Source organism: Paraburkholderia sp. RL17-380-BIE-A (assembly GCF_046028085.1).
Taxonomy (GTDB): Bacteria; Pseudomonadota; Gammaproteobacteria; order Burkholderiales; family Burkholderiaceae; genus Paraburkholderia.
On sequence record NZ_JARESQ010000013.1, the window covers coordinates 98,609 to 117,806 of the forward strand.

At 60.4% G+C, this 19,198-nt stretch carries 16 protein-coding genes and 2 pseudogenes; 13 read left to right on the forward strand and 5 right to left on the reverse strand.

Translation table 11 applies throughout. From position 1 onward, the window contains the following. Window positions 1–227: 227 nt before the first annotated feature. The 9 genes and pseudogenes from P0D68_RS22335 (at window position 228) to P0D68_RS22375 (ending at window position 8,267) form a co-directional block, all read left to right on the forward strand. A complete protein-coding gene (locus P0D68_RS22335; RefSeq protein WP_408184723.1) occupies window positions 228–509 on the forward strand; it encodes an ElaB/YgaM/YqjD family protein in 282 nt (93 codons plus the stop codon). A gap of 29 nt (window positions 510–538) precedes the next feature. Beyond that, window positions 539–814: a GlsB/YeaQ/YmgE family stress response membrane protein gene (locus P0D68_RS22340; RefSeq protein WP_408184180.1), complete on the forward strand. Its 276-nt coding sequence runs from the start codon at window positions 539–541 to the stop codon at window positions 812–814. Window positions 815–1,105: 291 nt separating this feature from the next. Beyond that, a pseudogene (locus tag P0D68_RS22345) lies at window positions 1,106–2,184 on the forward strand (transposase). Window positions 2,185–2,524: 340 nt separating this feature from the next. Further along, a complete protein-coding gene (locus tag P0D68_RS22350) occupies window positions 2,525–3,538 on the forward strand; it encodes an ABC transporter substrate-binding protein (RefSeq protein ID WP_408302968.1) in 1,014 nt (337 codons plus the stop codon). Between the two features lie 99 nt (window positions 3,539–3,637). Beyond that, a pseudogene (locus P0D68_RS22355) lies at window positions 3,638–3,808 on the forward strand (ABC transporter ATP-binding protein); the annotation flags it as partial. Between the two features lie 81 nt (window positions 3,809–3,889). Continuing rightward, entirely contained in the window at window positions 3,890–4,771 is an 882-nt protein-coding gene (locus P0D68_RS22360; protein ID WP_408302970.1) for an ABC transporter permease, read from the forward strand. Between the two features lie 114 nt (window positions 4,772–4,885). Beyond that, window positions 4,886–6,256, forward strand: coding sequence for a sensor histidine kinase (locus P0D68_RS22365; protein WP_408302972.1), 1,371 nt, complete (start codon window positions 4,886–4,888; stop codon window positions 6,254–6,256). 10 nt (window positions 6,257–6,266) lie between these two features. Continuing rightward, window positions 6,267–6,944 (forward strand): response regulator, encoded by a 678-nt coding sequence (locus P0D68_RS22370; RefSeq protein ID WP_408184719.1) that lies wholly within the window; start codon window positions 6,267–6,269, stop codon window positions 6,942–6,944. Window positions 6,945–7,139: 195 nt separating this feature from the next. Further along, window positions 7,140–8,267, forward strand: a complete 1,128-nt coding sequence (locus P0D68_RS22375; RefSeq protein WP_408302974.1) for a porin — start codon at window positions 7,140–7,142, stop codon at window positions 8,265–8,267. Between the two features lie 322 nt (window positions 8,268–8,589). Here P0D68_RS22375 and P0D68_RS22380 read toward each other — a convergent pair whose 3' ends face one another. Next, window positions 8,590–8,895 carry a hypothetical protein gene (locus P0D68_RS22380; RefSeq protein WP_408302977.1) on the reverse strand — a complete coding sequence of 102 codons (306 nt, stop codon included), beginning with the start codon at window positions 8,893–8,895 and terminating at the stop codon, window positions 8,590–8,592. Window positions 8,896–9,131: 236 nt separating this feature from the next. Here P0D68_RS22380 and P0D68_RS22385 point away from each other — a divergent pair, with 236 nt between their 5' ends. The 3 genes from P0D68_RS22385 to dctA all read left to right on the forward strand — a co-directional run bounded on the left by P0D68_RS22385 (window position 9,132) and on the right by dctA (window position 11,795). Then, window positions 9,132–9,359, forward strand: coding sequence for a pirin family protein (locus P0D68_RS22385; protein WP_408302997.1), 228 nt, complete (start codon window positions 9,132–9,134; stop codon window positions 9,357–9,359). 205 nt (window positions 9,360–9,564) lie between these two features. Next, complete coding sequence (locus tag P0D68_RS22390; RefSeq protein ID WP_408302979.1) at window positions 9,565–10,497, forward strand: LysR family transcriptional regulator; 933 nt, start codon at window positions 9,565–9,567, stop codon at window positions 10,495–10,497. After that, window positions 10,494–11,795 (forward strand): C4-dicarboxylate transporter DctA, encoded by a 1,302-nt coding sequence (dctA, locus tag P0D68_RS22395; RefSeq protein WP_408302981.1) that lies wholly within the window; start codon window positions 10,494–10,496, stop codon window positions 11,793–11,795. Before P0D68_RS22390 ends, dctA begins: the two co-directional genes overlap by 4 nt. A 15-nt stretch (window positions 11,796–11,810) precedes the next feature. Here dctA and P0D68_RS22400 read toward each other — a convergent pair whose 3' ends face one another. The 4 genes from P0D68_RS22400 to P0D68_RS22415 all read right to left on the reverse strand — a co-directional run bounded on the left by P0D68_RS22400 (window position 11,811) and on the right by P0D68_RS22415 (window position 18,086). Beyond that, window positions 11,811–12,593 (reverse strand): substrate-binding domain-containing protein, encoded by a 783-nt coding sequence (locus P0D68_RS22400; protein WP_408302983.1) that lies wholly within the window; start codon window positions 12,591–12,593, stop codon window positions 11,811–11,813. Window positions 12,594–12,639: 46 nt separating this feature from the next. Then, window positions 12,640–13,938, reverse strand: a complete 1,299-nt coding sequence (locus tag P0D68_RS22405) for an MFS transporter (protein ID WP_091804008.1) — start codon at window positions 13,936–13,938, stop codon at window positions 12,640–12,642. Between the two features lie 139 nt (window positions 13,939–14,077). Beyond that, entirely contained in the window at window positions 14,078–16,777 is a 2,700-nt protein-coding gene (locus P0D68_RS22410) for a CoA-binding protein (RefSeq protein WP_408302985.1), read from the reverse strand. Between the two features lie 10 nt (window positions 16,778–16,787). Further along, window positions 16,788–18,086 (reverse strand): ATP-grasp domain-containing protein, encoded by a 1,299-nt coding sequence (locus P0D68_RS22415; protein ID WP_408302987.1) that lies wholly within the window; start codon window positions 18,084–18,086, stop codon window positions 16,788–16,790. Window positions 18,087–18,921: 835 nt separating this feature from the next. Here P0D68_RS22415 and P0D68_RS22420 point away from each other — a divergent pair. Further along, complete coding sequence (locus P0D68_RS22420) at window positions 18,922–19,125, forward strand: cold-shock protein (RefSeq protein WP_025527573.1); 204 nt, start codon at window positions 18,922–18,924, stop codon at window positions 19,123–19,125. Window positions 19,126–19,198 lie beyond the last annotated feature (73 nt).

The window sequence follows — 19,198 nt, forward strand, 5'->3', positions numbered from 1 at the left end:
TTTCGGCCTGGAGTGATGGCCGCGGTTGAGCGTACTTTTCGCCGGCCGGTTCCGCCATCGCCTGGGTTGTTTCGAGTGTCTCCGGCGTCGTTGCGAGCAACGCCTCAACTCTGCGCAAGTCCGAATTGCCGAGAACCCTCGGGCTGATGACTTCAATCGACTCCCCGTTTTTGTGAGGCACGAGACTTGCTCGACCTCTTGGCATTCAAACAAAATTGGAGGTTCGAATGACCGAGTTCCAGCAACCCACCGCTGCCGCAGCGGTACCCCCACCGGTCGCATCTGACCGGCCCAGTTCCTCTGGGTCATCCCAGCAGGGCAACGACGAAGCGCCCACCCGGACGCTAACAGACCTGAAGGACAAGATTGCCTCTGCACAGGAGGCGGTCAAAACGAAGTACCGCGTCGTCTCTGAATCGACCGACGATTACGTTCATGAAGCGCCATGGAAAGCGGTCACGATGGCGCTCATCGGCGGACTCATCATCGGAATGCTTGCACGCCGCTAACGCGGACTCGACCTCACTGGAGAAGGAATATGGACCCGGTTTCGCATGGAATTATTTTCTGGCTGATTATTGGTGGCATTGCCGGCGCTTTGGCGGGTCGCATCGTCGACGGCGGCGGCTTCGGGATTGTGGTCGATATCATCGTGGGAATTGTGGGTGCATTCATCGGGGGCTGGTTGGGTGGAGCGCTAGGATTACACCTGGGTAGCGGCATAATCGGGTCACTGATTACAGCTCTTATTGGGGCCGTTATTCTGCTTGCCATCCTGCGCCTTTTCAGCGGGGGTAGAGGCCGCGCACTCTGACAGTAAGAGTATAGGTATCAGTTGTTTCCGGCCTATCTGTGGTGATGACGACAGGCTTTTGCGGTGGCGCTCGTGCGGTAAAGCGTTCCGGGCGACCTGACCCGCACTCCGATCGACTGACTGTCTTTCGCCTGACCTGTCAGTCATCCGGAACTGTCGAACGACGAGATTTTGCCTGGTCGATACGTGTGATTCGAGAAGGGCCCGACGCTCTGTCAATTTGCTGTCTCGTCCGTGTACGCGATGCCGGTGAAATCACCCAAACCAATATCGACAACCGGAGCGAGGCTTATGAGAGACGAACAGGCTACAGTTGGCCGCCGCAGTGTCAGGGGCGAAGTTGATACCCACAAGGATCTGCATGTCGTGGGTGTCGTCGACGCGCATGATGATCGCGCGCGGGTAATGAATGCTTCCCGATTACCCGGCACGGCAATAAACAGATGTTGTTGTAGATGCGGTCATTTGGCGAACTGACACGGGACGGCGTCGAATGCACTGGAAGTTACGGCGCGGGGCTGCTTCGCTACCTGCAGCAGGCTCATGTGACAGTGCTGGAGGGTGCCACGCCGGATAAGAGCGACCGGCTCAAGCGCGGAAGAGACGATACGCTGGATTCACAGACCGCCGCCCACGCTGGTTTCGCTGGTGTCCGCACAGTCTCTCGCAAAAGCCGCTACGGCATGATCGAATCCTTGCGCGTGCTGAAACTGTGTCGCAAGACGGCGATTGCCGCCCGTCGAATTGCCTTATAGCTGATCCACCATACGATTGTCTGCGCACCCGACGAACTGCGTGAATCACTACGCGCAATGACCCGTGTGCGGCTCATTCACACGTTGGGTGCGTGGCGGCCGGATCTCTCGACTACCGGAACCCGGCTACTGCTTACCCGATCACGCTTGGGACGTCGCTATCTGGAACTGCATGACGAAATTGCCATCCTCAATGTCATGATAGCGGCGCTCGTCGACGAGCTCGCGCCTGATCTGGTCTCGCGCAATTCAATCGGCTATGAGTCTGCATCGCAGCTGTCATTGACAGCTGGCGACAACAGCAGCCGGCTTCAGTCTGAGGCCAGCGTCGCTGCATTGTGCGGCATCAGCCCCGTTTCGGCGCCTTTGGCAAAGGCAACGTGGCATCGGCTGAATCGCGGCGGCGACCGCGCTGCCAATAGTGCACTGCACGTCATTGCCATCGGTCGACTTCGAACTGACGCGCGTAGAAAGGCGTATGCCGCCGAACGCGTCAGCGAGGAACACTCCGAGCTTGAAGCGATTCGTTGTCTCAAGCGCTATATCGCCCTGGAGGTCTACTACTTCATTCGGCAGCGAAACCGCCAGATCGCGCAGATTCAAATTGCTACTTAACCCTTAGAAGGGCGTCGAAGGGAGTAGTTGACGGCAGCGGAGAAGCGCCTGTCACGTGTGGTTCAGCGAGAGACTTCGGGCCCAATTCCCAAGGTCTACTCACCACGATGTGAAGGTTCGGGGTGAATGGAAGTACCTGCTACAGACACGTTGTCAATCCGGATTGCCCTCCGGAATATCGGCAGCCGGACGGTTCCACGAGCGGTCACTCCTCTCATGGAAATCCCGTATGGTGTACACACTGCCGTGAAAGCCGGGAGAAGGGTTGTTTCTCATAAAATCGCGCCATCGATCCAGACCGGCGGCATCCCGCTGCCGCCGACAATAACGGAGACAATCGATGAAACCGACCTTTCGCGCCATAGGGCATATGGTTCTTACTTCCAGCCTACTGTTCTGCGCTGCATCGCAGCGGGTGACGGCTGCGGAGGGCGGCAAGATCACGATCATGGTCGGCGGCATTACGAAACTGATTTATCTGCCGGCACGCTTGACGGAACAGCTTGGCTATTTCAGGGACGAAGGGCTTGACGTCGAACTGTTGTCGCAGCCCGCTGGCGTAGATGCCGAAAACGAGTTGCTGGCCGGCGCCGTGCAGGCGGTCGTGGGCTTCTATGACCACACGATCGATCTGCAGACCAAGGGTAAGGAGGTCAAGGCGATCGTCGTGTTTGGCCAGGTGCCCGGCGAGGTTGAAATGGTCTCGACCAAGGCTGCCCCGAGCTTGAAGAGCATGGCCGACGTCAAAGGCAAGACGCTCGGCGTGACCGGCCTCGGTTCGTCGACGAGCTTCCTGACGCAATATCTTGCCGGCCAGCACGGCATTCAGTCGACGGAATACACGATGCTGCCAGTGGGCGCCGACGCCAGTTTCATTGCGGCGATCAAACAGGGACGGATTGACGCGGGGATGACGACCGAACCGACGGTGTCCGCGTTGCAGAACGCCGGCGATGCCAAAGTGCTGGTAGACATGCGTTCGGTCGACGGCACGCGGGCGGCTCTGGGGGGCGTTTATCCGGCGTCGAGCCTATATGTGCAGGCGGCATGGGCGGATGCGCACAAAGCTGACGCGGCAAAGCTTGCGCATGCGTTCGTTCGCACGATGCAGTTCATCCACACGCATAGCGCGGAAGAGATCGCCGCGAAGATGCCCGCCGACTATCAGAAAGACAAACCGCTCTACGTGAGCGCGCTGAAAGCGTCATTGCCGATGTTCACGGCGGACGGCAAGATGCCGGCCGAAGGTCCGGAGACGGTGCTGAAGGTGCTGTCGTCCTTCAATCCTTCGGTGAAGGGCAAGCATATCGACCTCGCGAAGACCTACACCAACGACTTCGTGAATTCGAAATAGGCCACCGCGCGGACCTCGCGGCGCAGCTTAGCCTGAATTCGTTGCGCTTCCGGTGCCGCTTTAGCAGCCTCGGCCACTTCCATGGATGTTCGTTAATTAATGAACCACGTTGTTTCCGAAGGCACGCCGGCCATTGAGTTCCGCTCCGTGTCGTGCCGTTTTGTCAGCCCGGACGGCAAGGCCACGGTTGCGTTGCGCGATTTCAGCATGTCGGTTGCGAAGGGCGAGGTGCGGGTGATGGGCGCGCCGGTCGACGGCATCGATCCGCGCTTCATCGAAATCTCGCGCGACATCTGGCACGACCTGCGTGAAGAAGTGCAGATCGGTTAATCAGGCAAAGCGGAGAGATTCATGTCTACCCCTCAACAAACAATGCCGCGAGACACAGCGGGTACTTCTTCAGGTATCGATCCCGCCACGCTCGCGCAGGTCGAGCGTGTGGCGCAAAAGCGCATCCGTCAGCGTCAGGCGCTGGTGGTTGGCTTGCGCATCGTGGTGTTAGTCGTGGTGCTCGGCGGTTGGGAATTGTCCGCGCGGCTCAAGTGGATCGATCCGTTTTTCTTCTCGATGCCCTCGGCGATCTTCGCGCAGATCGTCGACTGGTTCGTCAACGGCACCGCGCAGGGACCGCTGCTCACGCAAGTGTGGGTGACGCTCGAAGAGACCGGCATGGGCTTCATCATCGGTTCAGTGGCAGGGGTGTTCTCCGGCATCTTGCTGGGGCGCAACAAGATGCTTTCAGATGTGTTCAGCCTGTACATCAAGATCGCCAACTCGATTCCGCGCGTGGTGCTCGGTTCGGTGTTCGTAATCGCGCTGGGTCTGGGGATGGCCTCGAAGGTGGCGCTGGCGGTGGTAATGGTGTTCTTCGTGGTGTTCGCCAATGCGTTCCAGGGTGTGCGTGAAGCGGATCGCTACATGATCGCGAACGCGCAGATTCTGGGTGCGTCGCGCCGTCAGGTGACAACCTCGGTGGTGATCCCGTCGGCACTGAGCTGGATTCTGGCGAGCCTGCATGTGAGCTTCGGCTTCGCGCTGGTCGGTGCGGTGGTGGGCGAGTTCCTGGGGTCGAAGCAGGGCATCGGCCTGCTGATCTCGACGGCGCAGGGCGCGTTCAATGCAAGCGGCGTGTTTGCAGCGATGATCGTTCTGGCGGTGGTGGCCCTGGCGGCGGACTATCTGTTGACAACAGTGGAAAGCCGTCTGCTCAAGTGGAGACCGACCGCGCTCTGAGGGTCGACGGAAATAACGAAGACCCGGACCAGCGAGACCATGCCCGCACGGAGTGCAACGCGATAGCCGTTGCACTCCGTCTGCACTTAACGAGCACATATCAGGGACACCGCCATGCCGCTTAGTTTGCGTGCACGCTTGCTTTGGTGGTTACTGCTACCACTCGCTGCGTTTGTGTTTTTCACCGGCCTGAGTGCGTACGATACGGCACGGGAGACGGCCGACCTGGTGCAGGACAATGCGTTGTTGTCGTCGGCGCGAACGATTGTCGAGGATGTCGATTGGGAAAACGGCGCGCTGATCGCGAACATTCCACCAGCCGCGTTGGAGATATTCGAGTCGCCGTACCGGGACCAGGTGTTCTACAAGGTCATCGCTGGCCACGAACGACTGCTCGGCGGCAACCCCGATCTGCCGCTGCCGGGGCGCATATCGAAGCTCCCGGCGTATTACGACACGACGCTTGCCGGCCAGCCGATCCGTGCGATAGCTTATGAGCGGCAACTGTACGACTCCGGCAGGGAGGAAACGGTCACCGTCGTGGTGGCCAAGACGCAGGCATCTCGACAGGCGATGCTTGCACAGTTGTGGCGCCCGCAATTGATTCGTCAGTGGCTAATGCTAGCGCTCGCCGTGGCGCTCGTCCCGCTCGGCCTGACTTTCGAATTGCGCCCGTTGATAAAGCTCAAGGACGATGTTGCCGACCGTGAGCCGATGGAACTCGAGCCGATTCGAGCGGATCGATTGCCTACTGAATTGCGGCCCATCGTGGACGCGATCAATCAATGTATTGCGCGGCTCAAGCTGCACACTGCGACTCAGCGTCAATTCATTACGGACGCAGCGCATCAGTTGCGCACGCCGCTCACGTTGCTCGACACGCAGATTCAGTGCGCGTACCGGCGAGAGCACTGCGATGCGTCGATGGCTGAGGCGTTGGCGGGCATACACCGCAGCAGTCGCAAGATGGCCGAGATGACGAACCAGTTGTTACTGCTTGCCCAGGCAGGCTCGGCGCCGCAACAACGTGCGCAGGTCAGGGTCGACATGGCCGCGGTTGTTTCGTCGGTGCTGGAGGATCTGGTGACGGCCGCGCAGCGGCGCCAGATCGATCTTGGCGCCGAAGTGGCCGACGACGTCCACGTGACGGGCAGTGAGAGTCTTCTGACCGCGCTCGTGACGAATCTGGTCGACAACGCCATCCGCTATACGCAGGACGGCGGGCGTGTAACAGCAATTTGCCGGCAGGAGGGGGGTGACGTCGTGCTGCAGGTGGTCGACAACGGTCCGGGCATTCCCGCGGAGACACGCGCGCATGTGTTCGAGCGCTTCTATCGCGGGCCAACGGATGTCGAGGGGACCGGGCTTGGCTTGTCCATCGTCCGGGAGATTGCACAATCCCATGGTGGAACGGTTAGCCTGGCGCATGGTGCGGGACGTATTGGCCTCGTTGCCACGTTCCGCATGCGGTCGTGGCGCGGTTGAGGAGAGGACGATGAAGCTGCTGCTTGTGGAAGACAATGTTGAACTTGCACACTGGATCGTCGACTTGCTACGCGGCGAGAATTTCGCGGTGGATTGCGTTCCTGACGGAGAAAGTGCGGATTCAGTGCTAACCACGCACCGCTACGACGTGGTCCTGCTGGATATGCGATTGCCGCGCATGAGCGGCAAAGACGTTCTCGCGAGAATTCGTCGTCGCGGCGACAACGTGCCGGTGTTGATGCTGACGGCGCACAGTTCGATCGACGATAAGGTCGACTGCTTGAGCGCAGGCGCGGACGACTATGTTGTCAAGCCATTCGACACGCGCGAGCTGGTGGCGCGTATTAAGGCGCTCATCCGCCGGCAGTCGAGCGGCAAGTCGATTTCGCTCAATTGCGGCGATCTGCACTACATCTCCGACACACGCGAGTTTCGCCACAACGACACGCCGCTGGCATTACGGCGCCGCGAACATACGATTCTCGAGACCTTGATGCTGAGACAGGGCAAGACAGTCTCCAAGGCTGCCTTGATGGACAGCGTTTTCAGTCTCGACGACGAGCCGAGCGCGGATGCGATCGACATCTACATCCATCGATTACGCAAGCACCTGGCTACTTCGAGTGCGCAGATCATGACGCTGCGCGGGCTCGGCTACATCCTGAAGAGCAGGGAAGCGTCGCAATAGGGAAAAAAACGACTAAATGACGGATATCGGTGGTTTCACTTAGTTGTACAGCGGATGCGCGAAAGGAGCGTGAAGGATTGAGGTAATTAGGATTGTTCTCAGCCGCGGACCTAAACAGTAACTGGGTTTTCAGAACTCAGGAACCGGTCGCGGAAAAAAATCGGAATTTCATCACACAACTCTGAGGAGACAATCTTGAAGCAGAAATACCTGACCTTGGCTGTAGCAGCGAGTGCGTTCGCAGCGACCGGTGCACACGCTCAGTCGAGCGTCCAGCTGTACGGCCTGATGGACCTGAGCGTGCCTACGTATCAGTCGCACGCCGACGCGAACGGTAATCACGTCATCGGCATGGGGCTGGGAGGTGAACCTTGGTTTAGCGGTAGCCGCTGGGGATTGAAGGGCGCGGAAGACATTGGCGCCGGCTCCAAGATCATTTTCAGATTGGAGAGTGAATACGTGGTTGCCAACGGCCAGATGGAAGACCCGGGTCAGATCTTCGACCGCGACGCGTGGGTTGGAATCGATAACGACACATTCGGCAAGTTCACCGCAGGCTTCCAGAACACGATTGCGCGCGACGCCTCTGCGATTTACGGCGACCCGTATGGCAACGCGAGGCTGACCACTGAGGAAGGCGGCTGGACCAATGCGAACAACTTCAAGCAGATGATTTTCTACTCAGCCAGCGCGACCGGCACGCGGTACAACAATGGTCTGGCGTGGAAGAAGGTGTTCGACAACGGCATTTTTGCTGCTGCGGGCTATGCATTCGGCAACTCGACGAGCTTCGGTAACAACGCCAACTACCAGGCAGCCCTCGGCTATAACGGCGGCCCGTTCACGATTTCGGGCTTCTATAACCATGTAAATCGCGTCGGCAACACCAACCAGTCGTTCTCGGTCGGTGGCAATTACTCGTTCGGCATCCTGCGCGCCAACGCCGGTTACTTCCGCTATCTGGGCAACCAGGGCTCGCTAGGTCAACGCCAGGACAATGCGTGGACCGTGTCGTTCAAGCTATCCCCGAAGGGTGCGCTCGACTATGAGCTGGGCTATCAGCAAATGCGCGTGCACAACGCCGCGTACAACGCCGACGGGGATATCCCGAACGCCAACCTTGGTGCCTTTGACCCGACGTCGGGCCTGCACAATGGCTTTAAGGAAACCCTGTACGGCTCGATTTTCTACCACCTGTCGAAGCGCACGGAAGTGTACCTGGCCGGTGACTATATGAAACTGCATGGCGGCTACACGGTGGGATCGACCTTTGGTGCGACCAATCAGATCGAAGTGACGTCGGGCATCCGCACGCGCTTCTGATCGGCGTATCAGATCCGAGTAGCGGATCTTCTGATCGAGGTATGGCGGTTGGCGGCGGCGTAACAATCCGCTTGCCGCCTATTTTTCGGAGTGAGCACGCCAGAACGGTTGATCCGCAGTGGACGGTGGTGGAGCCGGCACGTGCCGAACAACTGGACCAGCTGATCTTCCATGCCGCCGCCACGCAACCCGTCGAACGGTCAGCGGTCCAGATAAGAGAACTGCGAAAAGTGCCGCCCAAATTTGCCGACTTCCCCGGGTCCCTCCTTGCTTCATTGCACCCCGGGCGCGGCAGCGGTGGTAATCAGGCGGTGAAGCGGCATCAGCCGACAGCGCCGCATGTCACGTTAGGTGCGGTATACGGGGTCGGATAGTCTGACGAGGGACCGCTTAGCAGGCGCAGAGGCTGCGTCGCCAGCACGTCGGCTTCCGTTTGCTCCCGGATACTCAGGGTCATGTTGGCGCCTTGCAGCACGCTCGCGGGCTCGTTGACCGCGCAGCGTAGTGTCTTGCCGTTGGAAAGCTGCACAGTCGTCGAATACGCATAATCGGGCTGTGCGGCCCAGCCGTCGGCGTTGCAGAATGCCGCGACGGCAATCAGCGCCAAGGTCAAATATCGATTCTTCATATCGGACTCCTTGTCCTGGGGATAGTCCTTAGACCGCCGAAAATACGATGCGATCTTGTGGTTTTGGAAAAACTGCGCTGCGGAAAACGTGCTGAGTTCACGCTATCCCGCAGTATCGCCATCGCCAGGGTTGCCCGGAACAGTCGGTGCACCAATGCTTTACCGTGTTCCTCAGCAAATTGCGAGCGGCTTACAAGCCGGCGTATATGCACGGCTGACGTCCGCGCGCGCTGCCCATCAATGCCGACGCACGCGTGCGTATCGCGACGCTGCACGAAGGCATGACAATAAAGCACGAGTTGCCGATGCCCGCCTCAGCGTATCTTGTTGCGGATCACGGGCGGCTCAATGTGGGATCTATCCAGCTCGCTCCGCGCGACGGTGCAGCCGTCCGGGATGAGGCGAAGCTAGATTTGATAGCGCATGACGATACGGATGTGATGATCGTCGAACTTTTGGGCTAAGGCGAATGAGCTCTCTTGTTGTGTGCGACTGGTCGTCGGCCATAAAGCGACACCCACCTCTCGGCCATGAATGACCGCTGACACCACGGAACCGCCCCCCGACTTCGGTGCGATCCCTTGGGCTGAATTTACCGAGTGTTGCTCTCGATGGGCGCTTTCGCCCGCATCATGCAAAATAGCCGCACTAAAATTCGGAGGATGGTTCGTGGGCGTTAACTTCGACCTGAACGATTTGCAGGCGTTTCGAGCTGTCGTGGAGTTGGGTAGCTTCCGCAAAGCCGCGGAGGCGGTCAACATTTCGCAGCCGGCATTGAGTCGCCGCATCGAGAAGCTCGAGGCGGCGCTCGGCGTGCGCCTGTTCGAGCGAACAACGCGAAGCGTTACGCTCACGACCGTAGGGCGCGTTTTCGCCCCGAGCGCGGAACAACTGCTCGACGATCTCGATGTCGCCTTGCTCGGTATCCGCGACGTCTCCACGAGCCGCCTGGGTCATGTGACCATCGCATGTGTGCCGTCCGTTGCCTATTATTTCCTGCCGAGCGTCATTGCAGCCTTTCACAGCCGCTATCCGCGCATCCGGGTCAAGCTCCTCGACTCGAGCGCCAACGAAGTGCTCGGCGCGGTGATCAGCGGCGAAGCCGATTTCGGCGTCAGCTTCATGGGCAGCCAGGAGACCGATGTCGAGTTCAAGATCTTGCTGCAGGAACGGTTCGTCGCCGCGTGCCGCCGCGATCATCCCCTTGCTCGGAAAAAGCAGGTGACCTGGAGCGAGCTTTATGAACACGAATACGTTTCCGTCGACAAGACTTCTGGCAACCGCCTGCTGCTCGATCAGGCGCTGACCGCCGTGGCGCCGAGAATGCCTAGCGTCTGCGAGACCCGTCATGTCACTACCATGCTTGGCCTGATCGAAGCAGGACTCGGTGTGGCCGCCGTGCCTTCAATGGCCATGCCCATGCGCGACCATCCGATTCTGACAAGCGTGCCGCTCGTCGATCCGGTCGTGACGAGACGCGTCGGCATAGTCAGGCGCCGCGGACGTCCGCTCGCACCGGCCGCACAACAGTTCTATCAGACGATCCTCGACACGAAGCGCAGCGGCACGGTCGGCGCCGCGGGAAAGAAGGCGCCGAAATGACGTTGGCGAGGCCGTTCAGGCTGCTCTACGTGCAGGTCCTGCTTGGAATGGGGCTCGGCATGACCGTTGGCTACTTGTGGCCGCAGGCCAGCGCGTCGCTCAAACCACTCAGCGATGCTTTCGTCGCCCTGGTGCGCATGATGATCGCCCCGATCGTCTTTTGTACGATCGTCACCGGCATCACGTCGCTTGCGAGCGGCTCGAAGATCGGGCGGACGATTCTGAAGGCGCTGGCGTTGTTCTACTTTCTCACCATTGTTGCGCTCGTTCTGGGGCTGGCGACCGCGTTTGCGCTGCACCCGGGCGCGGGCCTGCACATCGACGCGCATCATCTGGATGCGGCGGTCCTCGCGCAGTATTCGACGCGCTCGCAGTCGCACGGATTCGTCGAATTCGCGCTGCATGTGATCCCTGAGACGCTCGTCGGCGCTTTCGAGAAAGGCGAGGTGCTGCCGGTGCTGCTGCTTGCCCTTCTGTTCGGCTTCGCATTGAATGCCAACCAAAGCGCCGGGCGGCGGGTACAGGAATTCATCGACGGCATCGCTCACGTGCTGTTTCGCATCCTTGCGATGATCATGCGTCTTGCGCCCGTCGGCGCATTCGGCGCGATGGCATTCACGGTGGGCCGCTTCGGCATTCGTTCGATTGGCTCGCTCGGCATGCTGATGGTGGCGTTCTACGCGGCGTGCCTGCTGTTCATCGTTTGCGTGCTCGGTCCACTCGCACGGCTGCATGGCTTCTCGCTCTGGCGACTGCTGCGCTACATTCGCGAAGAACTCGTCATCGTACTCGCGACGTCGTCGACCGAACCGGTGCTGCCGCGCCTCATCATCAAGCTCGAAGCGCTTGGCTGCGACAAGGGCATCGTGGGACTCGTGCTGCCTGCCGGCTATTCGTTCAATCTCGACGGCACGGCGATTTACCTGACGCTCGCCTCCATGTTCATCGCTCAAGCGTGCGATGTTCACCTTTCGGGCGGCCAGATCGCGACCATGCTCGCGGTCATGCTGCTCACGTCGAAGGGCGCGGCGGGCGTAACGGGCAGCGGACTGGTTGCGCTCGTCGCGACGCTGGCCGTCATTCCCGACTTGCCGCCTGCAGGTGTCGCGCTGCTGGTCGGCATCGATCGCTTCATGTCCGAAGCGCGCGCCCTGACGAGTGTGATCAGCAATGCCTGCGCGGTGATCTTCGTATCGATGTGGGAGCGTTCCTGCGACCGGGTGCGCCTGAAGAACGCATTGAGCCTCGCGCATGAGCGTGAGGATGCATTCGATCAGCCCGTAGACCTGACGGGCTGAATCGTAGCCTTCGTCTCAATGCGTGGCGACGGAATCGAGCCCGGTCGATGTCACCTCCGGCTGCACGGCGGGTGACGCGAGATAGTCGAGCAGCGCTTTGGCTTCCTTGGGGTGTTGTGCGCCGACGGGAATGCCGGCCGCAAAGCGCGTGACGGACTGCATCGACTCCGGAATCTTGCCGACATACGCCGCGCCCTTCACTGGAAGCAGCTCACTCACCTGCTGAAATCCCACTTCGTAGTCGCCCGTCGCAACAACGGACGCCACCGGAACTTTGGGGATCATCTTCGCCTTGGTCTTGACCTGCTCCTCGATGCCGAGCCGCTTGAACAACTCGCGCTCGATATAGACGCCGCTCGCGCTATCCGAGTAAGCGATCGACCGGGCATGCAGCAAGGTTGCCTTGAGCGCCGCCTCGGACCCGATGTCGGGCTTCGGCGCGCCGTCGCGCACCACCATGCCGATCCGCGAATCCGCAAGCTCGACGCGCGAACCGGGGATCACCTTGCCCTGCTTGATCAGATCATCGAGTGCATAGCCGACCATGATCACCACGTCGGCAGGTTCGCCGCGCTGAAGCCGGTTCGGAATGGCCTCCGGCGACTTGCCCATCGACGGGCCGAGCGCGGTATCGAGCGTATTGCCGGTGGACGCCGCGAACTTCGGGCCGAGCAGCTTGTAGGCGGCGGTAAAGCCGCCCGAACTCATCACATGCAGATCTGCGGCCTGCACATTCGCCGCCGCGGCGCAGGAGCCGAGCAGCGCCGCGGTGCAGAGTTTCAGAAGAAAGGATTTCATGGGGCGATAGAATGTCAGTCTAATGTTCGAGGAAGCGTGCGATGCTTCAGGGAGCCGCGTGCAGCGGAACGCGACGGCGCCGGTACAGTGCGAGTGTTGCACCGAGTCCGCACACCGCGGCGAAGCTCATCCAGTAGCCTGGCGCGGCTTTATCACCCGTCATATGAATGAGCGCGGTCGAGATGACGGGCGTAAAACCTCCGAAGACCGCCGTCGCGAGGCTGTAGGCGAGTGAGAATCCGGCGACGCGTACCTCCACTGGCATCACCTCGGTGAGCGCGACGACCATCGCGCCGTTGTACATGCCGTACATGAACGAGAGCCAGAGCAGCACAAGCAGCATGTTGACGAAGCTCGGTGCGTGGGCCAGCAGCGACAGCGCCGGGTAGGCGGTCGCAATTGCCAGGATCGTCATCGCGAGAAGGAGCGGACGGCGTCCGATCCTGTCCGACAGCGCACCACCAATCGGCAGCCAGATGAAATTGGAGACACCCACGCACAGCGTGACGAGCAGGCTGTCGGCAGTGCTCAGATGCAGGACCGTCTTGCCGAAGGTCGGCGCATATACCGTGATCAGATAAAAAGTCGTGGTGGTCATCGCCACCAGCAGCACGCCAGCGATCACGACACTCCAGTTCTGCACGAGTGTAGCAAAGACCTCTTTCATGCTCGGGCGATGCTGGCGCTGCTTGAACTCCTCTGTTTCCTCGAGATTGCGCCGCAGGATGAAGATGAAAGGCACGATCATGCAACCTACGAAGAACGGCACGCGCCATCCCCACGCGGCGATCGCCGCCGTGTCGAGCCACTGATTGAGCGCGAAGCCGAGCGCGGCGGCGATGACGATAGCCACTTGCTGGCTCGCCGACTGCCAACTCGTGAAGAAGCCCTTGCGGCCCGGCGTCGCCATTTCGGCGAGATACACCGAAACCCCGCCGAGTTCAGCTCCCGCCGAGAAGCCCTGCAGCAGACGACCGATGAGAACCAGCGCCGGGGCGAAGAGTCCGATCGTCGCATAGCCGGGCACGAACGCGATCAGGATGGTGCCACTCGCCATGATCGACAGCGTGACGATCAGGCCCTTGCGGCGGCCGGCATCGTCGATGTACGCGCCGAGGATGATCGCACCGAGCGGCCGCATCAGGAAACCCGCGCCGAAGACGGCGAAGGTCATCATCAGCGATGCGAACTCGCTCGCTGCCGGGAAAAAAACAGCGGCGATCTGCGTTGCATAGAAGCCAAACAGGAAGAAGTCGAACTGCTCCAGGAAGTTGCCTGCCGTTACGCGTAATACGGCGGTTGTCTTGGACTGCCCAGGGGGCAGGGTGCTTGAGGAGGGATGCATCGAGGTGTCTCCTGACAATTTTGAACTTTGTGATGTTCGGGCGGATCATTGTTTGTCGAATACTCGCCCGAACGGCACGAAACGATAAGTGCAATTTTCGGAACGATTGATGTCCTCTGGTTATCAGCCGGCGAATCGCTCAGGCCACAAACCGGCACTGGGAGGCAGGCGTGCGGGTATCCATGTTGCGTCCCCGGTTCAGGTGATCGTCGATTTCCGCCGCGCATCCGAGCATGCGGGGATAGAGGAAGATCGTGAACGCGGCGGTTTCCAGATCGGTCTCGGTCAATTCACCACGTCGCAGCGGCTGCCACAGCATCTTCAGCAGCAGCGCTGCAATCACCGCATCGACGTTGACGCAATATACGTTGCGGGACACGCCGGCATCGAACAACGCCTGCACAAGTTCGCGATAGAACGTATGGAACACGTTGTATTCGCCGCGCTTCTCGCACAGGTCCGCGATGAACACTTCGCGCGGATCGTGGTTGACCGGCCTGTCCTTGAAGACCGGGTGGTTCACGCCCGGCAGCTTCGCGATGTCGAGGCTGCCGGCATGCTTCTGCCGGGCCTTGTATTGCGCATACCGCTCGACCGAGCGCTCGGCCAGCGAGCGCAGGTCAACCCCATGTACAGGGTCGGACGGATCGGCGAGGCCGCTGTCCCGGAACGCTTCGATCAGGAACGCGATGCCCTCATAGCCGTTGCCGCCATGCGTATAGCCGGTATGCGTGAGAAAGCCGACCAGCGCCTTGTTGAGTTGCACGCGCTCTGGACTTTCCGGACCGTCGGCCGATACCGCGCCTTTCGCACCCTGCGCCGAGATGGCTCCTGGACCGTTGGTGAGCAGCAGACCGACCAGCGTCTTGAAGGCGAACAGATCGTCGGGCCCGGGCTCGAGGTTGAGCAGCGCGGCAAAGCAGATTTCGGTGAGGCTGAGTTCGTTCAGCAAAGCTTGCGTGGTAAAGCCGCAGAAGCCGTCTGGACGGTGCCGCGAGGCGTCCGCCGATGCGCCGATCAGTGTGCCGAACAGCATGGTCCACCAGGGCAGGCTCTCGGCCGTAACGCGCGAGATGCGCTTGCGCATCAGCGGTCCCCACGCGAGCGTCGTGGTGATCGCGGCCAGCACCGCGTCGGCCGTCGGGTGATCAGGCTGAGACGCGAGCCAGCGGACGAGGACCGACTGGGCCCCACGCTCGGCGAGTCCCGCGAGCATCGCCTCGGCGCGCGGATCGCTTGAGTCTGCGAAAAACGGCTCGCTGCCGCCCGCGTCGATCCTGGCGATGTCGAAGTTCTCATCGAGCGCGCTCGTCAGGCCGGCTGCCGAGAAGCGATCGATCATCCATTTCACGGCATCCCGAGCCGCTCGCTGGCGATTCGGGCCGATGATCGACGCCGCGGCGGCCAGGATCGCGTTGGGCGCGTTTCCGGCCTCGCGAGCGGCGTGCGCCGCCGCGAGTTCCGGCGTTCCGTGCAGATTGACGAACGAGGCGATCGCGACATTAATGAGCTTCTCGTCGTTCTCGCCGCCGAACTCGTGAAGCAGAGCAAGGCTGACGTTCGCTTCGAGCGAACGCGTCGCTGCGTCGAGCATCGAGGCGCCATGCAGGCTGCTGACTTGCGTTTTCGCATCCATCTGCGAAGCGCCCGATGCGTCCTTGAGCGCCTGACGCGGCGCAATCGACCCGACTTGCCGATTGACCTGCAAGACCTGCTCGTCATAGGGGGCAACCGCACCGACCACAGGAATCGCCAGGCCGGACGGAAGCCGGATACCTTGGTCGGAGCCGAACCACGGCTTGAGCGCGAGACTGCCTTCGGGCGCGAAGTCGGGCATCGTCGCGTTGGCGCGCATCACGGCGGTCAGCGCCGCCGGGATATGCGCGATGTTCGTGACGACCGCGCCTTTGGCCGAGCAGCATGGATCCTCGGGTGTGAAGAGCCGGTCCACGCCGAACTGGTCCATGAACCAGCGTTCCTTGGCTTGCGCGTCGTCGGAGCCGCCGGCCATCGCGCCCGCATGGCCGACCGCTCGCGTCAGGCAGCTCTTCCATCGGCCCACCACGCAGGCGACCACGGGCTTCGTGAAGGCCGCATCGGCTTCGTAGTAGCCACCAGGTTCGCAATAGAGCACAGCAGCCTTGCTGCGCGCATCATTGGCGAGCGCAAACGCAAATTCCGGTGCGGCGTAGTGGATGTACACGTCCTTGCCGCTTGAGATGACCGTCGACGTGCCCCAGCCGCTCATGCGCAGGTACTGCGCGATTGTCGTGCTGAAGCCGCCGGAGTTCGAGAAGATGGCGATGGATCCCTTGCGCAATGAATCGTCTGGACTATCACCGCCGAGTGCTCCGCCGATTCTCACGCGATTCCACGAGTCGGCGACGCCGAGCCCGTTCGCACCGAAGATGTCGATGCCCGCTTGCTGCCCCATCGCGCGAATTTCGCGAGCGTCGTGCACGGCGATCTTCTCGGTGATGATGAATATCTTCGTCAGATCGGGATTGACGCGGATCAGTTCGGCGACGCCGTCGCGAGCCGCCGATGGCGGTAGATAAACTACGCCGCAGTTGAAGCGGTGTCCCGCTTCCAGCCCCTCGCGGACGTTGTTGTACACCGCGATATCGCCGATAGATGTGGCGAGCACCTGGCCGCCCTTGCCCGGCGCCGTGCCGAAGACAATATTGCCGCCCGAGAACGCGTGACTGACGGGCGTCACGTCTGAGGACTCACCGCCCAGGATGTTAAGTACGCACACTCGATCGTCGCGCGTGGCTATCTGCGCGAGCGAGTTGACGCCAACGAAATACTTGAACGGGTTGCTGGTTTGCTTGTACATGTCGCTCTCCTCAGGCTTGAGCCATTTCGGCTTCGGTCGCGGATGCACCGATCCGTGCTGCGACCTCGGCTCGGCCACCGGCGCGCATCCACGTATCCGCCTGCCGTGCGTACTGGATGACCTCACTGATGTCGGAATCGAATCCGAACAGCCGGTAGGGCAGGCCGAGCGAATCGCATGTATCTCTCAGCGCGGCCATCCCTCGCACGAGGTTCGGCCCTCCGCGGCCGAGCACCACGTAAAGGGGCGTCGGCCCATGCTCGCTGAAGTGTTCGCGAAGAGCATCGGCCATCGCGCGCAGCGTCTCGAAGATGTCGGTGTTATTCGACTTGCCGCCGATGATGAAAAGCACATTCGACTGCTTGAGCCAGTGCCTGAAGCAGATGCGGGCCACTTCTTTCATCTTCGCGTAAGGCGGATTGCCGCCGAAATCCGACGAGATGATCGCGGCGTCGCCCAGCATTTCGGTGACGAGCGAGTTGGCGCCGCCGCCGAACGTGGGTGCGAGAATCGTGCCTTTCTCGTTGATCACATACACGTCGCTCTGGCCCTGGTGCGTGCGCAACTGATTGATCTCCTGCTCGAAATCGGAGTAATCCGCCGCGAACAGGTGTGGCGGCAGTCCGAGGCGCGTCCATCGCGGATCATCGCGATCGAAGCCGCACTTGAAGTCGCAGGCAACCGGCGTGAGTCGTCCGTTCCTGTCCTCGCGCATGCGGATCGGATTCAACTCCAGTGTCGTCATGCCGAAATCGTGAAAGAGCTCCCAGAGTTTCGGCAACTGCTGCACGAGCGGCGAGATGATCTCCTTCGGCGCACCGATTTCGCTCAGCGCGTTCGCCACGACGAACGCCTTGAGCCCCGTCAACGCGTCGAAGGGCACCATCGCCACATGCTTCGGGTCGACCTCTTCGATATCGATGCCGCCCTTGTGCGAGAGCGTCATCATGGGCGCACGAAAGCGGGTGGAATCGGTGATCGAAAAGTACACCTCATGCTGGGCCGGAACGCCGGCTTCAAACGTCACGCCATTTGCCTTGGCCTTCAGGTGGCCGACGGTATGCTCGGCAAAGTACAACCGCTCTTTTTCGGCCAACGCTGTCTTGAGATCGGCCGCGCGGCCGAGCAAGCCCGCCTTCCCCTTCTTTCCGACTCCACCCTTGAAGACGGGCTTGATGAAAACCTGACGATGACGATCAATCATCGTCTTGATTTCGTCCTCGCTGGCGCTCGGGCCGAGGATCTCACTCGCTGGGAATCCGACGAATTGCAACAGGCGTGCGCCGTACAACATACCGGTGATTTGCATGGAAATGGCTCCTGAAGGTCATTGCGATAGAAAACAAACAGGCCGATCGGCGCTGTCGACTCAACGCTGACGCGCTTCAGTCGTAAGCGATAGGTGTGAAACGCTGCCGTAACGCCGTTGGAGTTCGGCTTGGCCGGGCTATGGCGTGTTTTTTTGTCGGATGCCTGAACCGACTGGACCGCGGAACTGCACGGCCTAACAAGGCGGGTCGCAGGAATGTCTTGCAGCGCGTCAGCCGCGCAAGTTGCGCCGTGCGTTGTGCATAGTCGTGTCTCCAATGCGTTTTACTTTCGTTCCAATGTCGCTGGAATCTTGAATACAGATACTCACGCAAAAGGAACTACGCGATAAGTGCATTTTCTTGAAGCATTGATGTTCAGGTGTTATCAATGCAGTTGGATGAAACGTGGCATCGCCGCCACGTTCCTCTCCGCACCCTGTCTGGGCAGTCGTGCCAGCGATACGTTTTCACACGACCTCGACCCGTTACGGTCATTCATTGCATTTCACTTTGGATGGCCGCTAAGTGGTAAGGTCCCGCCGATGGGCTTGGGCCAACGGACGGACGCAGCACTTACACGTTAGTAATCTTAATCACAACCTTACCGAACGGACCTCGCGACAAGTGGACGCGTCGCTCGATAGCGAGCGCGCTTCACGATATGCGTTGACAGTACCGGCTTGCCGAGGTATCGTGGGCCTCGAAATATTCAAGAAGCTCGATTGCTGATCATCATTTTCCGCCTCTTCTGCGCGGTACTCGCTATCCTCTCTTCTTCCTTGAAGTTTATGTCGCTCCGCAATGGAGCTGTTGTTTTTATCTCAGGGAATTCTCATGGATACCGGTACTGTTAAGTGGTTCAACGATAGCAAAGGCTTTGGCTTCATTACTCCTGACGCTGGCGGCGACGATCTCTTCGCTCACTTCTCGGAAGTTCGCGGCGACGGTTTCAAGACGCTCGCGGAAAATCAGAAGGTGAGCTACGAGACAAAGCGCGGCCCGAAGGGTATGCAGGCCGCAAATATCTCGCCGCAGTAACGTATTTCAAGGGCCGGTCTACCGGCCCTTTGCATGTCTGCCTGACTAGTATCCTCGCGGAGCCATGCGCTCC